This window comes from Gangjinia marincola, from assembly GCF_039523415.1.
GTDB lineage: Bacteria > Bacteroidota > Bacteroidia > Flavobacteriales > Flavobacteriaceae > Gangjinia > Gangjinia marincola.
Window position 1 is genome coordinate 75264 of sequence record NZ_BAAAFG010000015.1, and the last position, 18068, is coordinate 93331.

Annotated in this window: 20 protein-coding genes and 1 tRNA gene; 3 read left to right on the forward strand and 18 right to left on the reverse strand. The window is 38.8% G+C overall.

Annotation, left to right across the window (positions count from 1 at the left end; genetic code table 11):
- Window positions 1-20 precede the first annotated feature (20 nt).
- The 8 genes from ABD000_RS08145 to ruvC all read right to left on the reverse strand — a co-directional run bounded on the left by ABD000_RS08145 (window position 21) and on the right by ruvC (window position 6775).
- Window positions 21-599 (reverse strand): PhnA domain-containing protein, encoded by a 579-nt coding sequence (locus ABD000_RS08145; protein WP_343765814.1) that lies wholly within the window; start codon window positions 597-599, stop codon window positions 21-23.
- Between the two features lie 12 nt (window positions 600-611).
- Window positions 612-2387: a MutS-related protein gene (locus tag ABD000_RS08150; RefSeq protein ID WP_343765817.1), complete on the reverse strand. Its 1776-nt coding sequence runs from the start codon at window positions 2385-2387 to the stop codon at window positions 612-614.
- Window positions 2388-2390: 3 nt separating this feature from the next.
- Window positions 2391-2750 carry an MmcQ/YjbR family DNA-binding protein gene (locus tag ABD000_RS08155; protein ID WP_343765820.1) on the reverse strand — a complete coding sequence of 120 codons (360 nt, stop codon included), beginning with the start codon at window positions 2748-2750 and terminating at the stop codon, window positions 2391-2393.
- The gene (locus ABD000_RS08160; RefSeq protein WP_343765822.1) at window positions 2750-3370 is read right to left on the reverse strand and encodes a DUF4230 domain-containing protein; all 621 of its coding nucleotides are present in this window, start codon (window positions 3368-3370) and stop codon (window positions 2750-2752) included. The genes ABD000_RS08155 and ABD000_RS08160 overlap by 1 nt, the downstream gene beginning before the upstream one ends.
- A gap of 9 nt (window positions 3371-3379) precedes the next feature.
- Complete coding sequence (locus ABD000_RS08165; protein WP_343765824.1) at window positions 3380-4144, reverse strand: cyclase family protein; 765 nt, start codon at window positions 4142-4144, stop codon at window positions 3380-3382.
- 134 nt (window positions 4145-4278) lie between these two features.
- Window positions 4279-4710 (reverse strand): hypothetical protein, encoded by a 432-nt coding sequence (locus ABD000_RS08170; RefSeq protein ID WP_343765827.1) that lies wholly within the window; start codon window positions 4708-4710, stop codon window positions 4279-4281.
- A 254-nt stretch (window positions 4711-4964) separates the two neighbouring features.
- On the reverse strand, window positions 4965-6086 hold the full coding sequence (gene hemW / locus ABD000_RS08175; RefSeq protein ID WP_343767289.1) for a radical SAM family heme chaperone HemW: 1122 nt from the start codon (window positions 6084-6086) through the stop codon (window positions 4965-4967).
- An 80-nt stretch (window positions 6087-6166) separates the two neighbouring features.
- Window positions 6167-6775: a crossover junction endodeoxyribonuclease RuvC gene (ruvC, locus tag ABD000_RS08180; protein WP_343765830.1), complete on the reverse strand. Its 609-nt coding sequence runs from the start codon at window positions 6773-6775 to the stop codon at window positions 6167-6169.
- A gap of 32 nt (window positions 6776-6807) precedes the next feature.
- Between ruvC and ABD000_RS08185 the strand changes: the two genes are divergently transcribed.
- Together ABD000_RS08185 and ABD000_RS08190 are read left to right on the forward strand one after the other, a co-directional pair.
- Window positions 6808-7773, forward strand: coding sequence for a hypothetical protein (locus ABD000_RS08185; protein WP_343765833.1), 966 nt, complete (start codon window positions 6808-6810; stop codon window positions 7771-7773).
- Window positions 7770-8888, forward strand: coding sequence for a glycosyltransferase (locus ABD000_RS08190; protein WP_343765836.1), 1119 nt, complete (start codon window positions 7770-7772; stop codon window positions 8886-8888). Before ABD000_RS08185 ends, ABD000_RS08190 begins: the two co-directional genes overlap by 4 nt.
- On the opposite strand, the gene ABD000_RS08195 is transcribed toward ABD000_RS08190, so the two are convergent.
- The 5 genes from ABD000_RS08195 to ABD000_RS08215 form a co-directional block, all read right to left on the reverse strand.
- Window positions 8885-9301, reverse strand: coding sequence for a hypothetical protein (locus tag ABD000_RS08195; RefSeq protein ID WP_343765839.1), 417 nt, complete (start codon window positions 9299-9301; stop codon window positions 8885-8887). The genes ABD000_RS08190 and ABD000_RS08195 overlap by 4 nt on opposite strands.
- Window positions 9302-9412: 111 nt before the next feature.
- Window positions 9413-10405, reverse strand: a complete 993-nt coding sequence (locus ABD000_RS08200; protein WP_343765841.1) for a tetratricopeptide repeat protein — start codon at window positions 10403-10405, stop codon at window positions 9413-9415.
- An 18-nt stretch (window positions 10406-10423) separates the two neighbouring features.
- Entirely contained in the window at window positions 10424-10570 is a 147-nt protein-coding gene (locus ABD000_RS08205; protein ID WP_343765844.1) for a hypothetical protein, read from the reverse strand.
- The gene (locus ABD000_RS08210; RefSeq protein WP_343765847.1) at window positions 10571-11986 is read right to left on the reverse strand and encodes a M56 family metallopeptidase; all 1416 of its coding nucleotides are present in this window, start codon (window positions 11984-11986) and stop codon (window positions 10571-10573) included.
- The gene (locus ABD000_RS08215; protein WP_343765849.1) at window positions 11983-12351 is read right to left on the reverse strand and encodes a BlaI/MecI/CopY family transcriptional regulator; all 369 of its coding nucleotides are present in this window, start codon (window positions 12349-12351) and stop codon (window positions 11983-11985) included. Before ABD000_RS08215 ends, ABD000_RS08210 begins: the two co-directional genes overlap by 4 nt.
- Before the next feature lie 229 nt (window positions 12352-12580).
- Between ABD000_RS08215 and ABD000_RS08220 the strand changes: the two genes are divergently transcribed.
- On the forward strand, window positions 12581-13081 hold the full coding sequence (locus tag ABD000_RS08220; protein WP_343765851.1) for a DUF456 domain-containing protein: 501 nt from the start codon (window positions 12581-12583) through the stop codon (window positions 13079-13081).
- 1 nt (window position 13082) lies between these two features.
- Here the strand turns inward: ABD000_RS08220 and ABD000_RS08225 are convergent, their stop codons facing one another.
- The 5 genes from ABD000_RS08225 to ABD000_RS08245 all read right to left on the reverse strand — a co-directional run bounded on the left by ABD000_RS08225 (window position 13083) and on the right by ABD000_RS08245 (window position 18006).
- Window positions 13083-13637: a nitroreductase family protein gene (locus tag ABD000_RS08225; protein WP_343765854.1), complete on the reverse strand. Its 555-nt coding sequence runs from the start codon at window positions 13635-13637 to the stop codon at window positions 13083-13085.
- Window positions 13638-13814: 177 nt separating this feature from the next.
- Window positions 13815-15602, reverse strand: a complete 1788-nt coding sequence (locus tag ABD000_RS08230) for an OmpA family protein (RefSeq protein ID WP_343765857.1) — start codon at window positions 15600-15602, stop codon at window positions 13815-13817.
- A 423-nt stretch (window positions 15603-16025) separates the two neighbouring features.
- Complete coding sequence (locus tag ABD000_RS08235) at window positions 16026-16274, reverse strand: GIY-YIG nuclease family protein (RefSeq protein ID WP_343767291.1); 249 nt, start codon at window positions 16272-16274, stop codon at window positions 16026-16028.
- A gap of 154 nt (window positions 16275-16428) precedes the next feature.
- Window positions 16429-16502 (reverse strand) — tRNA-Asp (locus ABD000_RS08240).
- Between the two features lie 571 nt (window positions 16503-17073).
- On the reverse strand, window positions 17074-18006 hold the full coding sequence (locus tag ABD000_RS08245; RefSeq protein WP_343765860.1) for a DUF58 domain-containing protein: 933 nt from the start codon (window positions 18004-18006) through the stop codon (window positions 17074-17076).
- Window positions 18007-18068: the final 62 nt, after the last annotated feature.

Sequence of the window (18068 nt, forward strand, 5' to 3'; positions counted from 1 at the left end):
AACCCTGCTTTCGCAGGGATTTATGTTTTCTTGACATAATCTGTGATGATCACAATCTGTTGACCGTTCACTTTCCCTTCAATATACTTCTCATTCTCATGATCCAGCGATATACGTCTAACGGCGGTTCCCTGTTTAGCCACCATACTGGAGCCTTTAACTTTAAGATCCTTAACCAAGACCACACTATCTCCGGCTTCTAAGATGACGCCATTGCTATCGCGGTGTATAATTCTTTCCGATTTTTCTTGTACATCGCCTGCGGCTTTTGCCCATTCTAGTTCATGATCCTCTAAATACATCATGTCTAACAAATCTTGCGGCCATCCTTCGGCCTTGAGCCGATATAACATACGCCAGGACATGACTTTTACTGCAGGCACTTCACTCCAAATGCTATCGTTAAGACAACGCCAGTGATTGGGGTCTCGCTGTTGAGGGGTCTCAATTTGATTTTGGCACGTTTCACATAAAAAAAGATGAGCTTCAACGCCATCCATAGGACTGTAAGGAACGCTATAAATGTCCAAATCTGTCGTATTGGCACAAATTTCACAGGTATTATCGCTGCGATCTCTTAAGTCTTGTTCTAATGTCATTGGCTATAGATTTTAGTGATCAACAATTCCCATCTTTTTCATAAGGAAAGATGCATTCATATTGGAACAAACTCCCTCCTTCAAGGTATAGTCAAAATAAAGTTCATCATTTTTGATCACCGCATCAAAGTAATAATTCTTTACACGGTCAAATTTTTCGGCAGTTTTACACAAGCTTAAGTCATGGGTAGCTATGATACCCGTGCTTTTACTTTGTACCAATTTCTCTACAAATTTTGCAGATCCTTCGGCTTTATCTGTGCTGTTGGTTCCTTTGAGAATTTCGTCCAAAATAATGAAGTAGCGGTCTTTTTGGATTTCTTCGGTGATGAACTGGAGACGTTTTAATTCACTAAAAAAGTAACTTGCATCATCTGTCAAACTATCCGTCGTACGCATGCTGGTGATGAGCTTTATGGGATGGTAATGAGACTTTTCGGCGCAGACCGGTAGACCTACATTCGCCATTACAATATGCAGCCCAACCGTGCGTAAAAATGTGCTTTTACCCGCCATATTTGCTCCCGTAGTAATAAAAAATTCTCCCGTGTTAATGTGAAAATTACTACGGACAGCTACTGCCGGGTCGATCATAGGATGAACGAGTTGCACTGCCTTAATTACTGTATGATCATTTACGATAATAGGATAGGTATAATTTTGATGATTAAACGCATAATTTGCTAAGCTGTTATATGCGTCAAAAAATGGGATAACATCAAACCATTGAGCTACTTTATCACGGTGCATTTTGATCCAATGCTCTATTTGGTGTGCTTTATACAAATCCCGAAGTAAAAACGCATTTCCAAAAATCCCGATCAAAAAATTATTGCGCTGATCCAGTTCATCTAACCGTTTAGCAAAAGATTTTAAAATAGCTGAAGCTTTTTTCGAAGTTGAAATGATCTTTTCTCGTTGATCCTTTAGAGGGTTACTCTTAAACTCCTGTTGCTCTACTAAAGCAATCAACTGATAGTACTGACGAAACGTACTTTGGGCTTTTGAGGTCCTAGAGGAAATCGCATTGACCTTTGCAAAATATCTTCCGCTTATTCCAAAACCTATAAAAAACCAAATTAAAGGGTATTTTCCGGGGAGTACATCTGCCCAATAACCAATGAGTAATGCCACGGAAACAGCCGAAAAGCCATAAACCAAGGCCTTAGTAAATTTAGGGGTGAAGAAGGTATATTCCCGCAACCACTTAAGGATGCGCTCTGGTGATTCTTCCGGTTGTACTAGTTGTGCATGTGCCGTAAAAAGTTGTCTCCATTCCGGGATCGCTGCCAGCTCTTTTACAACATTCTGTTTTTCTTTAATATTTTCTACCGCATTTGAGGTTATCAAATTTGCCAGGACTTTTCCGCCTTTAGGAAGACCTGTTCTATTCACCTGTTGAAAAAAAGAATGATCTCCAAACAGGTCGATATCATGACTAAAATAGTGGTGCGCATTTTTATACTCCTTTCCCCCTGAAAAAGTGGAAAAATCACCTTTCAATCCACGCAATTCCATTTCGCTTAGCGTTATGATTTTTTGATGCAATCTGCGCTTAGATTTTATGTTGTCATGACGTGTTACAAGAATTAAAAATAGTACTACGCCCATTACGAGTAGACCAATGACGAGTTTTGCATTAGGATAAGCAAAATACATTGCAGTCAATAATGCTATGAAAAGTATGCCTCTTAAGGTACTTGAAATGACTAATTTCTTTTTTAAAAGGCGTGATCTTTTAAGATGCGTAGTAATTTGCTCTCTATGAAACTGATTGGAAGATGGCATAGTTTAGAGCGAATTGAATTGATCCTTGACCTTTTTAGGTAATTTACTTACCACCAAATCGTAGGAGTGATTGATTAAATGCCGAACGAGTTTTTCTGAAAGCTGACCATCAACGATCACCGTATTCCAATGTTTTTTAGACATGTGATAGCCGGGATTGATCAATCCATCATGCTTCTCTCGTAACTCTATGGCGTAATCTGGATCACATTTTAAATTAACACTTAACGGGATTCGCTCTAGTGAAAATAACGCGAACATTTTATCCATCACTTTAAACACTAATGTATCATTATCAAACGGGAATGACTCTGTAACCCCCTTTTTAGCCAAACAGTATTCGCGTAATTCTTCTATGTGCATCAGGCGTTCTTTTCGGGAATCTCTAAGTTGGGACTTTGATCCAATAAGGCGGTGTAATCCAGTTTCCAATTAATAGTCTCCACCAGTTTTTCCATCAGCTGGATGGTTTCTAGTGCTTGTTGAGAAGCTTCTTTTAAAAGTCCGCTATTGGGAATTTTATCAATAATATGTTGCTTAGCTTCACGGTTGATCTCAGTAAGATCTGAAGAAGAAAAAGGATTGGCCCAGCCTTCGCGTTTGTCATAGTACTTAAAATCGGTTTCAACAGTCATAAGTTCCGGTTCCGGGAAATTACTCAATTTGATTACTCTATTTTTTGGATCTGCATCCATTTTTATTTTGGTTAGGTCAAAACCTATGTGCGCCTTAGCATCAATAAGTACTAGAGCTCTTTTAGTTCCCAAAAGCAAATTAACCCATTTGTTTTTGACATCTTCATAATGGTAGATTTCTGCGAAATCGCCTTCTACCGTAATAAACTTACAGACTGTTCTAATTCTTTCCATTAATATGACGGACTGGGTTTCGGCCTTTGGTTTTTTAGAACGCCGCGTAAAGGAGGAGAATAAGAAGTAAGCGATAATTCCGCCGCCTGCAAGACCTATAAATAAAAACTCCATGCTAGTAGATTAAGATTGCACAATTACCTTGTCCAGTTCAAAGATAATAGGTTTGCTGGGAGTGGCGTCATTTTCAAAGGGTGCAATTTGTAAATTGAGCATGTAAAACCCATCTTTCACTTTGTTAGGCACGTAAATTAATTCAGTTATCGTGGCACTTCTTCGCGGCGTGTTTGGGTAGTTCCAAAATGCCTTATGCGCCAGTAAATGGCCATCATCGTGTTCTTTATCAACCGAAGGGAGATCAACCAGCAAATGCGAAATGCCACTTTCACGCAGGTAACGCGCCGCTTCTTCTAAAAAATAGGGCCAGTTCGTATGATTATAATCTCGTGTTTTCTTTTTTGAGGTGTTGGGTAAGGTGCGTACAATAAGTGCCTGTGTCTCTCCCGGTCTAAGATTTCTTACCAACTGCTTTTTAGAAAATACCAGGTCATCACCATGAGTTTCGGGCACCAGTGAAACAACCTTTGCCATAAAAAAAGAAGTGTTTAAGGCTTTGTTGACTGAATAAATCTCTTCAGCAATGTGTCCATAGCACTCGGTATGCGTGCCGTGCGCATGCGGATTAAAATAGATGTCTCTAAAATTAACTGCAGCTCCTTGTTCAACCAAATAGGTGTCTTCATCTTGCCTAACGGGCGTCATTTTAGGCGGATTTTGATACCAAACCAAAGGGTTCTTAGCTCCATCTCGCAGCGGAATAGATAAATCTACGGGTTTATTAAGATCAATGGTAATTTTTCTGTTTTTATAAGTAATCTCTGCAATCATGATATGTATTGATCTTTTATGAAACTTAGCTTGTGAAATGACACTAACTTTTAGGATTATTATAAAGTCAAATTTAAATATTTGACGATCATCTTCAATTTATGCACTCCTCTAACAGAGCCACTGTTGCTTTTTTATGCCCGTTGTTGTAGTGCGCTTTCTCTCCAGCTCCTTAATTTCAAATTTAGTTTAAATGCTCCAAGTATTACTCCCAAGAATACTAATAGTACCGTCAGCTTGTAATATGTTTGATTTGAAAATGAATCTATAATAATTATAATTGAAGCCATAATACATGCAATAGGCATAAAAAAGGACATTACCATAATACCTTTGAAAGCAAGATTTTGTAACACTGGATTGTCTTTAACCCAATTCAATTGTTTTAATGGCACAATACTAATCATATGATAAAACATATGAAAACCAATGTTCATGGCTAAAACGATTCCATATTTGTTTTGAACTGATGAGCTATCAATGGGGAGTAAAATCAAAATTAGACTTACTGCAATCAGAAAATATCCAATCGTTTTATAAAGATTATGTAGTTTGCTTTCTGTCAAGATTATTAATTAGGTTTCTTACTTTTAAAATCCCAGTATTATTTGCTTGTAAGTGATTTCTATTTTACAAGTAATCTCTGCAATCATAGGGCGTATCAATATAGACATCTCTAAAATACGTAGAATTGCTGGAATGAATGTTTTCTATTGATGTAACTGCGGTAAATGACGGTGAAACAGCCCAAAAAACGCATCATTGTAATATTGTACTATTACGATGATATGAATGATAGCAGTCTTTTAACATGCTATATTTAACTCAAATTAATTAAAAATAAGTCTGACGCTATCCCGTCGCTCAAAAACTTTCCGCGGGTACTCACCTTAATGATATCCTCATCTCTAAACAACAAATGATCTTCAATTAAAGGCTCAGCCTGCTTCAACAAATAATTATAATAGGTTTTGCCGTACTTCTCCTTCACTTCCTGTAATGAAATGCCGTACTGCGTGCGTAAACGGGTCATCACATATTCATTGTATTGATCTGTTTTAGTGAGGGTTTCCACATCATGCGGCAATTCATTTTGGGCTATAGCTTTAATGTATTTGGTGTTATTCTTTACATTCCAATACCTGTGTTTTCCATCAAATCCATGTGCAGAGGGTCCAATACCTACATAGGTTTTACCCATCCAATAGGCCAGATTGTTCTGTGAATAGTACCCTGGTTTCCCAAAGTTTGAAAATTCGTAATGATCAAATCCTTCTCGGGTTAATGTATCTACCAATATGTCAAAATGTTCTCTGGCTGCATCGTCATCTACGGGCGACACTAACTGCTTTTCAATCATTTTCTTCAAGGCCGTATTTGGCTCTACGGTTAAGGCATAGGCCGAAATATGCGGAACTCCTAATGCCAGCGCCTGAGCTATATTGGCCCCCCACCGCTCTGTAGACATGTTAGGCATGCCGTAGATTAAGTCAATACTAATGTTGTCAAAATATTCTCTGGCTAACTCAATGCTTTTTTTCGCTTCCGCGGAAGAGTGGGCACGGTTCATCACGCGTAAGTCCTCTTCAAAAAAAGATTGTACTCCAATGCTCAATCGATTAATGGGTGTTTGCGATAAGTCCTGAAGCTTTTCTGCAGTAAGATCATCTGGATTGGCTTCTAATGTAATTTCCGGTTTTTGGGCTAAGGTGTAATGTTGTGTAATGGTTTCAAAAATCTGGTTCAACTCAGCATGAGAGAGCAGTGAAGGCGTGCCACCCCCAAAATAAATGGTTTCAATCGCTCCTTGGGCTTCTTTCTTTCTTAGCTCCAACTCAACACACAGCGCATTCACTAATTCACCCTTTTTTCTTACCGAAGTAGAAAAATGAAAGTCACAGTAATGACAAGCTTGCTTACAAAAAGGAATATGGAGGTAAATACCGGAAGCCCCTCCAGACCTCCCCGAAGGGGAAGGTTTACCAGAATTATCATTACGGACTTTGGTCAACGTTCAGCTCTTTAATTCTTCTTTTTTCTTAAATCAATAACCGTATTGCTACGTTGGGCTCCCCCTTTGGGGGCTTGGGGGGAATTCTGCTTTACAAAAGCTTCCCAGCCTGTGTAGGAGGTTCCAATCTCTACCCTGCTACTGTTATAAAAATGACACACCGCCGCGGCGAGACCATCTGTACTATCCAGATTTTTAGGTAAGGTTTTTAAGCCCAGTAAACTCTGTAGCATTTTTGCTACTTGTTCTTTACTGGCGTTTCCGTTACCGGTAATCGCCATTTTTATTTTTTTAGGAAGGTATTCTGTGATGGGTATTTCACGTGATAGTCCGGCAGCCATGGCTACTCCCTGTGCTCTACCTAATTTAAGCATGGACTGCACATTTTTACCAAAGAACGGAGCTTCTATCGCAATCTCATCTGGTTTGTAGGTATCTATTAATTGGATAGTACGTTCAAAAATGAGTTTAAGCTTGACATAATGGTCTTTGTATTTGGTAAGCAGCAATTCATTCAGCTGAATAAACTCCATCTTCTTTCCCACCACTTTGATGAGTCCAAACCCCATAATAGTTGTCCCGGGATCGATCCCAAGGATAATTTTTTCAGATTTTGACACGGTGGGCTTCAGCTTTATTCGTTTATTTGTTTATGCTTAAGCGCAAAACTACGCAATTCTTTTTTGGAGCAATCAAATTACTCATTGCTATTGGAGTGATATCGTTTGTTTTCTTCCGCGTAAGCGAACAAGAAATTAGTGTTGATAGCATCTTGAATCAATTGGACACCACGTCCACAATTTCCGGATTATTTTTAACCGGAATTTTGCTTTTTACAGTATTAAACTGGATGCTTGAAATTAAAAAATGGCAATTATTGTCTGGCATAGTACAATCCTATTCCTTTGCTCAAACTGCCTTTATCGCATTAGTAGGTCATGCAGCAGCTATTATCACGCCGCTAAAAGCCGGAGAATATACTGCAAAAGCCTATTATGCAGATGCTGGTCACCGAAAAAAAATCTCGTTCCTCACCTTTTACGGCAATGTACAGCAAATGGGAGCTACATTGATTTTTGGCGCAATTGGCTGCGGAATTTTTACCTATTATTTCTACTATGAGTATCTAGCTTATGTTGTCTTGGCAATTTGCGCACTTCTAGCAGTCCTATGGGGATTAAAACATGTTATTTGGAACATCGCAGCGGCCTTTAAGCATTTTTCTGTAGATCGAATTCGGTTGTTTTTAAAAACGACTCCGCGCAACATAAAGAAAAACACCTTACATCTTAGTCTTTTGAGGTACCTGGTATTTGCGCATCAGTTTTATTTTTTATTACTGATTTTTCAGGTAGAGCTGCCTTATCTCTTAGTGATGAGTGGCATCTTCTTAACCTATTTGATCAGTTCCATTACACCTATTTTATCCATGTTTGATATAGTACTAAAAGTTGGGATTGCTATCAGCATATTTACATTTATGGGGGCAGAGGAACTGGCTGTTCTTTGTGCAACTACGTTGATGTGGGGACTTAATTTTATTCTTCCGGCGATCGTGGGTAGCATACTATTAGGCTTATTTTCAATCACCACGACCACACTAAAAACCTATCCATGATCTGGGTGGTTTTATTGGTCTGCATCACGTATGCTGTGTTGATCCTTGGGCTAGCTTTCGGCATACATCGTATTCCTAATCAACACCTTATACGTTTAACGCCTAAGACGCATTTTAGTATCATCGTACCGTTTAGGAATGAAGCTCAGCGTATGGAAGATCTTCTCAACTCGCTATTATCTCTCAACTATCCCAACACTTTATTCGAAGTGATTTTTGTAGATGATGCCTCTACAGATCATTCGCAAGACCTCATCAATCAACATCTTGATCAAAAGATAAATTTCAACATTGTAGAAAATCAGCGCAGCAGTATTTCTCCAAAAAAAGACGCGATTACCACGGCCGTTCAAACCGCAAAGGGGAATTTTATTATCACTACAGATGCTGACGTTTCACTCCCCGCAAATTGGCTTTCTCATTTTGATGCATTGCTGCAGAAAGAACAGCCTGTCATGATTGTTGCACCCGTTACACTTTCATATGATCCGTCTCAATGGGTAAGCATCTACGACGCGCTAGACTTTTTGAGTTTACAAGGAGTTACGATGGGATCTTTTGGCTTTGGTAAACCTTTAATGTGCAATGGAGCCAATTTAGGCTATGATAAAAAAGCATTTTTGGAGATTCATGGTTTTGAGGGTAACGCTAACATCGCTAGTGGGGATGACGTCTTTTTACTCCAGAAGTTTCTCTCTCATGGCAAGAAAATAAGTTATTTAAATGCTATTGAAGCAACCGTTTCTACTCCAACTGTTTCCAGTTTTTCAGCATTTACACAACAACGTAAGCGTTGGGCGGCTAAAACATCTTCCTATACACTGTGGTTTCCAAAATTCACCGGACTCATAGTCTTATTAATGAATGTTTCTTTGATTGGGCTATTTGTCACAGCCTTTTTCTGGTCAAGGCTTTGGATTTTTTTGGGCTACTTCTTTTTAATTAAATCCCTGGCAGATCAATTGCTATTGTTTAGAGCGGCGCAACAATTGGGGCAGCAAGATCTGTTTAAACATCAGTGGAAAATTATCCTATTTCACCCTTTTATCACCATTTACGTGGCGTTAAGTTCTTTCTTAGGATATTCTTGGAAAGGCAGGACTTTTAAGCACTAATCTGTCGAAATAGTCACCGGTAAAGTAAAAGCAGTTTTAACCGGAATACCTCTTTTTAATGCGGGTTGCAATTGCGGCAAACTATCCAAGCTGCCAAGTAATAACTCCTTTAAAAACGGAATTTTAGTTTTAAGCGCTGCCGAAATATTTACCGAATCCACCTTCGTCTTACCTTCTTTTGATACGGTTAAGTAAAGTTGGGCTGTTTCATTCACCGAAGCACGAATAGATTCCTTTCTTTTTTCTAACACTGTCTGGACGTGCCGGGTGAGATGCTCTTCAAAACATCGCTTGTTAACCGCAGAATCATTCGTTTCTCCACAATCTTTAAATGCAGGATAGCTTTCTACCTTATCCCAATCCATGCCGGCTTTTTCTTCATGCAGAATTTCTTCGCTAGAGACTTTGCGCAAGCTTGTTTCTTTGCATGCATTCAATAGAAGAAATAGTAAAAAGACCCACCAATTTTTCACGGGTTAAAAGTAATGAATCACAATAGATTTTTATAGGGGCTTAGGCTAAATCTAGTTCTTAGCCCCCTCACTCAAAAAAATCTCTTCCTTTAACATTTTAATACGGCGGTTGGCGAGTTGTATGATATAGCCATTTCGTTTGCTGTCTTCAAACTCATTTCTAAAATTTTCATAATAAGACAGCACCAATTTCTTGTCAGCGTAGTAATTATCGGCAGCAATAGCAAGGCGATAATGTGCGAATGCATTTCTTGGTGATTCACTAATCGCCAGTTTATAATGTTCAATAGCCTCTTTATATTTTTCTTGCCGCTGGAATAAACCTGCAAGTGCCAAATACTCCGGTGCCAGGGTTACTTCTTTAAAAAAGATTGCCTTTTCAAAACTATTCTGAGCCTCTACGTACTGTTCAAGCTGAGTTTGAGCCACCCTTAATTCATAGTATAAATTCTCGTCTTGGTTGTCATATTGCAGAGCTTTTTTGAACTGGATACTAGCCTTTTCTGGTTCGTGCTCATCTTTATAGCAAAGGGCTAATTTTTCGTGGATAAACTTATCTGATTTTCCTAGTGCCAATAACTTTTCAAACCATTCAATCGCTTCTAAGTGAAAGCCTTTGATGAAATACATTTGCGCCATCATATTGATCAATTCCGGATTATTGGGATAGGTTTTAAATCCAGTTTCACAAAAGATTTTTACTCGGTAATAATTCCGCAAAATCAGGTGTGCCTTTGCCGCTTGATACAATGCTTTTTGGTGAGATGAATCCAAGGCAATAGCGCGTTCAAACTGGGTGATTGCTGTGGTATCGTTTTGTTTTTGACGCACCACCCCCAGCTGAAATTGAAAATTTGGATTATCTGGATATGCCTGCGATAAATGAGTAAATAGACTATCTGCTTTTTTAAGCTTGCCCGTTGCGCTATACAATTTACCCAGGTCAGTTTTTGAAATGACCAAGTTATCATCCATTCCAATCGCCTTTTGATAGTATTCAATGGCTTTTGGCGTATCGCCCAAGGATTTATAGGCAGAAGCCATGTGTTGTGCTGTCTTCGCCTAAAAATTTGCACTGGATTGATACACGGTAATGGCTTTAGTATAATTCCCTACCGCGAAGAGGCTATCGGCTACTGCGGTTCCCGAAGGTTGTGCAAAAGCCGATAGCTTAAAAAATAGAAGTAAACTAAAAATGAGTTTTCGCATTTATTCTTTATTCTGAAGCACAATGGGTAATGAATATAGCACATCAACTGCCTGACCTCTTTGTGTTCCCGGAGTCATTTTAGGTAATAATGCGATTACGCGTTCAGCTTCCTCTCCTAACTCCCTAGATGGAGCTCTTGCTTTAATGTCTATTATTTGACCTGTTTTATCAATTTTAAACGCAACAAAAACTCGATGTTCTTTATCAGTAGGTAAATCTTCAACAAGATCATGATTGAATTCCTGCTGAACTAAAGTGGAAACTTTATTATTAAAGCATTTCTTACCCTCTACATTGGGTAGATTTTGATCACAGCCAGGGTAACCCGGAACTTTCTCAATCACCGAAAATGGAACGCTTAGATTGCCCATAGCTTCTTCAACTTCATGAACTTCGATTACTTCGACACTTCTATTATTTACTGTAGTATTGATAAAGGACTTGATATTCTCTAACTTGCGATCATTAAGGTTTTCCTGATTTTCTTCTAGTAGCTGGAGGATCTCTTCTTGCAGTTCAGTACTGGTTTGCTTTGTATCTGATAGTGTTTTTTCCTGCGTACAGGATGCCGCAAAAAACATTAGAGCCAAGACCGGTATGAGAGCAGCGAACTTTAAAGATTTCCAAGTGGGGGTGTTTGATTTGTGTAACATAAGAATTCGTTTTTTGATGAATGAATGATTGAAAAATGTATTTGTAAATGAGATGTTAGTCACTCCAAAATTGAGCTGAAGCAACGTTTCATAATAGCTTCTTTTTTGAGTAGGCTGAATGGCCAACGCATCTGCCTGAAACTCGTGCACTTCTTTTAAAAAATACTGGTAGCCGTACACCAAAGGGTTGAACCAACTTATTATCTTAATCCCCTCAAGAAATAACAGGTCAAAACTGTGTTTTTTACGGGCGTGCACTTTTTCATGTGCAAGAATTTGATCCCGGTGATGTGGAGCGATTTGAGTACCCATATAAATGGTGTTGAGAAACGTAAACGCTTCAGCAGAATTCCTTATCTGAGCAACAAATAATTCTCCATTAGTAAAAACTCTAGAAGACTTATACAGGCTGTAAATATGGAAAGATTTTTGAATAAACAACAGCAGCATTACAGTAACTCCAATCAAGTACCCCTCAAACCAACTAAAGGAAAAAGGTTGAGCCGCGACCAATCCCTTTTGAATATCTAGCGATGCGTTAGTTGAATTCCCTAAAACTACCTCTGGTAGCATCACGGCAGCATCTCCTACCTGAGCAGCTATAGATGGTAACTCCAAAAATGGCAATATGAAAGAGGCGATTAAACTGCCCAGTAAATAGCATCTATTTGCAGTAAAAAAAGTCTCTTTGCGCAAAAGTAATTGGTAAAACACCAAGAAAATTCCCTGAAACAAAACCACAAGAAGAGTATAACGTATCATGACTTATTCTTTTTAGCATTAATTTCGGTTAAAATGTCTTCTAACTCCGATAGATCCATGTCGTTTTTTTGCACAAAAAACGACACCATACTTTTAAAGCTTCCATCAAAATAGTTGTTCATCATCTTTTTCATCGTGGCGTTGCTATACGTCTCTTTGGATACTTTTGGGAAGTACACATGTCCGCGACCCTCTTTTCTATAATCCACAAAATCCTTCGCCTCTAAAATGCGTACAATGGTTGAAACTGTATTATAGGCAGGTTTGGGCTCTGGTAATTGTTCAATGATTGCAGCTACATTGGTTTCTTGCAAATCCCAAATGATATGCATGACTTCTTCTTCGGCTTTAGTGAGTTGTTTCATATTTATTCCTCAGCTTGACTGAGGATCTTATTAGATTATTCCCAAAAGTAGTCGGGAGTGTTATTTGTAATCCAGTCCATACATTTGCTAGATCCTGAATCAAGTTCAGGATAGCACAAGACTTCTTAATTCTTGTGCAATATAACTAAATTTTTAGTTTAAACTAATTTTTTAGTTATAAAATTTACTTCGTCACTTTGATTATCTTCGTTTTAGAAAATAAAATCATATGGATATTGCATTAGCGCTTATTGGATTGGTCTGTTGTGTCATCGGGATTCTAGGTAGTTTTTTACCGGTTTTACCCGGTACACCGATTAGCTGGGTTGGGTTACTCCTGCTCCATCTCACCGATGCTGTACCGATGAACTATACTTTTTTAGGAATTACATTTTTTATAGCTATTACCTTAGTCGTCTTGGATTATGTAATCCCGGCCGCAGGAACTAAACGCTTTGGCGGGAGTAAAGCCGGAGCCATAGGTACTACCGTAGGCTTAATTGTGGGCGTGATTGCTCCCATTCCCTTTGGGATACTCATTGGTCCTTTCTTGGGTGCATTAATAGGTGAACTGGTCTTTAATAAAAGTGACCGAAAAACGGCTACTAAAGCTGCCTTTGGTTCTTTTTTAGGCTTTTTAGCCTCAACCTTCGTGTCATTTTTTACCGCCTGTGTGTTTTTTGGGCTATACGTGTACAAGCTGTTTCAACATAGCGAAGGTCTTTTTTAACTTAGACCCAAGTCGTTTTAGCTTCAATAGAAGTGCGCTGACCTTCTAAAGATTCACCGCTAAACATCCCCATGTAGAAAAAACCTAAACAACGTTCGCCATCTTCCATCGTGACGTGTTCGTGCAGGTAATTCATCAACTTGGGTGAGCTCCAATAACAGCCCACTCCGTTTTCACTACAATACAACCACATGTTTTGAACGGCCATGGCAACGGCTGCAATCTCTTCCCACTCTGGTATAACTTCTTTGGGATCACGTTTCATGCATATCGCTATGACGCAACCGGACTGAGCAACTTTTTGTGAAATCTTTTGTTGCTTAAATACGGAAAAATTGGGGGTAATATCCTGATAGGTAGTAGAGAGAAATTCGGACAGATCCTTTTTACTTAGCGCAGAATGAAACACTTTGAAACGCCAGGGTTCTGTTTTTTTGTGGGTAGGAGCCCAGCTTGCCATTTCTAGAGCTTTTTCTATAATCTCCCTGGGGATGGGAATATGATCGTACTGTGCGGGGAATACAGATCTTCTGCTTTTGATGCTATCTTCTATCATGGATATGATTTTAGCTTAAAAATATAAAAAGATGCTAGGGGAATTGAAATTTCAATGTTAAGTTTTAGGGTTCTGCGCTAAGGATTGAAGCGGCATCCTTTAGTGTGTTTGGCAACAAACGGCACTAAAGATATAGCGGAAAGCCTGACCCCAATTATTGGGGTAGCGCCCGAATTTTTATTTGCCGTTTACAACAAATTCTGATCTTCGGTTTTCCTGGTGTTTTTCTTCGCTGCAGCGTACACCGGTTTCGCATTCATTCACTAAGAGAATTTTGCCATATCCTACGGCTTTTAATCGGCGTTGTGAAATACCCTTATTTCTTAGGTAGTTTAGCGTTGCATCTGCACGACGCTTGGATAAACGCACGTTATAATTGTGGTCTTCACGGCTATCGGTATGCGAGTTTATGGTAATGGCTAAGGTAGGATTGTCTTTAAGCGTTGCAGCGATACGATCCAGCTCACGGGCAGCATCTGGACGAATATTCCATTTATCTAAATCAAAATAAATCGTATTTAAGCCTAATTCCTTGGCCAGGTCTTCGCCGCCACTTACATATTTGATCACGGGAACATTCACGTAAACCGTATCGGTTTTAGCTTCACCTAAGTTTTTGACCTTATCATCAAACCTATTGGTGATTTTTGTCTTATCACGATTTCTGGTAAAGGTATAAATATCATCATCTCCCATCCCACCGGGGCGATTAGAAGAAAAATATCCTTTGTTCGTTTTGTCATTGACGATGTATGAAAAATCATCAAATGCGCCATTAATGGGCTCTCCCATATTGACCACCTTACCGTATTTGTTAACTTTCCCGGGAATAATTTTTACCGAAAATATATCAAGTCCTCCTAATCCCAAATGACCGTTTGAAGCAAAATACAAGGTGTTATCCTCGCTTACGAACGGAAAAGTTTCTTTTGCGGGAGTATTAATTACATTCCCTAATGTTTGTGGTGTGCCGTAGGTGTTGTCCTCATTAATGTCTACCACAAAAATATCTGACTCTCCCAGCGACCCCTCCATATCTGAAACAAAATACAGCTTTTTATCATCTGGACTCAAGGCCGGGTGCGCGGTATTATAATTATCTGAGGTAAACGGAAGCTCTGAAATATTAGTCCATTCATCACCCACCTTTTCGGCACGGTAGAGTTTTAGCAAATTGGCTCCGGTGTCGCTTTCACCGTATTCTGAATCAAAATAATTGCTCCTTGTGAAATATAAAAATCTGCCGTCTTTGGTAAACGCTGTAGTAGATTCGTGGTATTTACTATTGATGTTCTTATCAAAATAGTACACCTCACCCGCATTTCCATCTTCATCAAATACAGTTTCATAGAGCTCTAAAAAAGGCTGATTGTTCCATTTATGTACCACAACCTTGGCATCTTTAGGAATTCTATTTGACGTAAATACTAACTTATCTCCATTAAACGAAGGGGCAAAATCTGATAATTCTGAATTGATGGAAAGGCTTTGTACTTTATAATAATCCCGTGTGCTGTTGATGCGTTCGATATCTTCTGGATTTTCTACAAACTTAGCCGCCTGTACTTCTGCCCCTACTTTACTGTTGTATTTGGTGGTGTACGCATCTGATAGTTCATAATTCCCAACTGTTTTCAAGGTTTGAGCGTAGCGGTAGTAGTACTGTGGCTCAACATCATCTGTAAGTTTAAATAACTCACTATACGCCATCGCAGCGTTTTTAAAATCTGAGATGTAATAATAAGAGTCGCCTAATTTCTTAAACAACTCTTCACTCTTAAGTCCTTTTTCACGCCATTTTTCATATCCCTTAATGGCTGAGGCATATTCAAAATTTTCAAATTTTCTATTGGGCTTTTTTAGTCTGCGATCTTCTTCTTGTGCCTGGACAGAAAACACGAGTGATAAACTAAAAAGAAGCGTTAGAAAAGCTATTCTATATATTGGTCTTTGATCGTCATCCATAATGCGTGCATCATTTGGTTAGTATATGCACTTTAAAATTATGAATTGTCTAGGCAGGATGTGTTGTGAAGACTCTGGAATATTGACCGAGTTATTAACGGGAAGTTAACAGGGGGATTGACTACAAAAAATGGTTTAATCTACTGCAAATTAAAAGCTTGAATTACTATACGTAGTAAATATACCGTATAGTCATTCTGATTATGAATCCTTTTTAGAAACTAAAAATATCCATTCCTAATCCAAACAAAAAAAGCCCATCCATTTAGGATAAGCTTCTCAATGGTTTATTTCTAAACCTAGCCCCAATATATAGGGACAACACAATCCCCAATTTATTGGGGACGGTCTGGGTACACCAACAAGTTGGGTAGAGGCGAGACTCGAACTCGTCCCGAACGAGTTGGGGATGACAGGCGGATCTTAGTTTTCTAATGAAGATATAAGCTGATAAATCTGTTTCTTACTATATTTCTTTAAACTTCGTTCTCGCTTCAATGCTTCAGTTTTATTAGAAAATGTTTCCGTGTAAACAATTTTCCAAGGCCCCTTATTCTTAGTATAACGACCCTTATCATTATTATGCTCAAGTAGTCTTTTTTCAAGATCACCTGTGTATCCCTTGTAAAAGATGTCAAACATGGCAGAGTATATAATATAAACTGAATATATATCCTAAAACAAAAAAAGCCCATCCGTTTAGGATAAGCTTCTCACTGGTTTATTTCTAAACCTAGCCCCAACAAATAGGGACAACACAACATCGTTTATTCCTCTAAAGGAGGAACCTCATTTAAAAGACACCCACTTTCGCGAGTATTTGTTGCGGTCTGGACGAGACTCGAACTCGCGACCCCCTGCGTGACAGGCAGGTATTCTAACCAACTGAACTACCAGACCAATATTTTAATGAACTACTCTAATCTGATGTCGTTCGATGTACTCGAACTCGTCCCCAACCCATTGGGGATGACAGGCAGTCCCGAAACTTCGGGATAACCAACTGAACTACCAGACCAATATTTTAATGAACTACTCTAATCTGATGTCGTTCGATGTACTCGAACTCGTCCTCAACCCGTTGGGGATGACAGGCAGTCCCGAAACTTCGGGATAACCAACTGAACTACCAGACCAATATTTTAATGAACTACTCTAATCTGATGTCGTTCGATGTACTCGAACTCGTCCCCAACCCGTTGGGGATGACAGGCAGTCCCGAAACTTCGGGATAACCAACTGAACTACCAGACCAATATTTTAATGAACTATTCTGATCTGATGTCGTTCGATGTACTCGAACTCGTCCCCAATCCGTTGGGGATGACAGGCAGTCCCGAAACTTCGGGATAACCAACTGAACTACCAGACCAATATTTTAATGAACTTTTCGCCTTAAGCGGTGGCAAATATAACGTAGATTTTAGGATCTACAAATCATTTTTTTTAATTTTTTTGACTGAATTAAAAATCACCCGCCAAACTTCTGACGTTCCACCATATAGGTCGTCAAAATTTTGTTGAATCCACGTTGAATATCTGCTTCTACGTACTTGATTTTATACTGCGCACATTTAAGCTGTATCGCTTTAAAATACTCCTTAATGGCAGATTCATAATTTTCTTTGATGTTATCTGGATATACATTGATGAATTCCCCCGTTTCAACATCTACAAAACGTTTGGGCGAATTAGCAAACTCAAAGTTCTGTTCGGTTTTACTGTCAAACACATGAAATAGTACCACCTCATGTTTGTTATATTTTAGATGTCTAAGCGCCTCAAACAACTCATCACGCGCCACATCTGCCTGAAACATATCTGTAAATAAAAAAATGAGAGACCTACGGTGAATATTCTCTGCAATTTGATGCAGAAATTTATAGGTATCTGTAGGCGAATCTTTTTTTGGAAATAAAACAGCATCTTCTAACTGCGCTAACAACATCCTGTGGTGACGTTCACTGCCTTTTTCTGGCGCAAAATATTCGTATTGATCACTGTAAATACTCAGGCCTACTGCATCACGTTGCTTTTTGAGCATCTGCATGATACAAGCCGAAGCTACTACAGAAAACCCAATTTTGTTCATTTCTTCCAAAGATTGCTGTTGCACTTTTGGATAATGCATCGAAGAAGAATTATCTACAATCAAATGGCATCTTAGATTAGTTTCTTCTTCATATCGCTTGGTATATAAGCGATCAGTCTTAGCGTATAATTTCCAGTCAATGTGTTTTGTGCTTTCTCCTTGATTATAGATCTTATGTTCTGCAAATTCTGCTGAAAAACCATGAAAGGGACTACGGTGAATTCCAGAAATAAATCCTTCAACCACCTGTTTTACCAACAATTCCAGCTGAATGAACCCTCCTGCTTTTTGGACCTCTTCTCTTAACTTCATCTATTCAACAAGATATCTATTCTTACTAAACCCCACAACACTACTGAAACAAAAAAAGACCG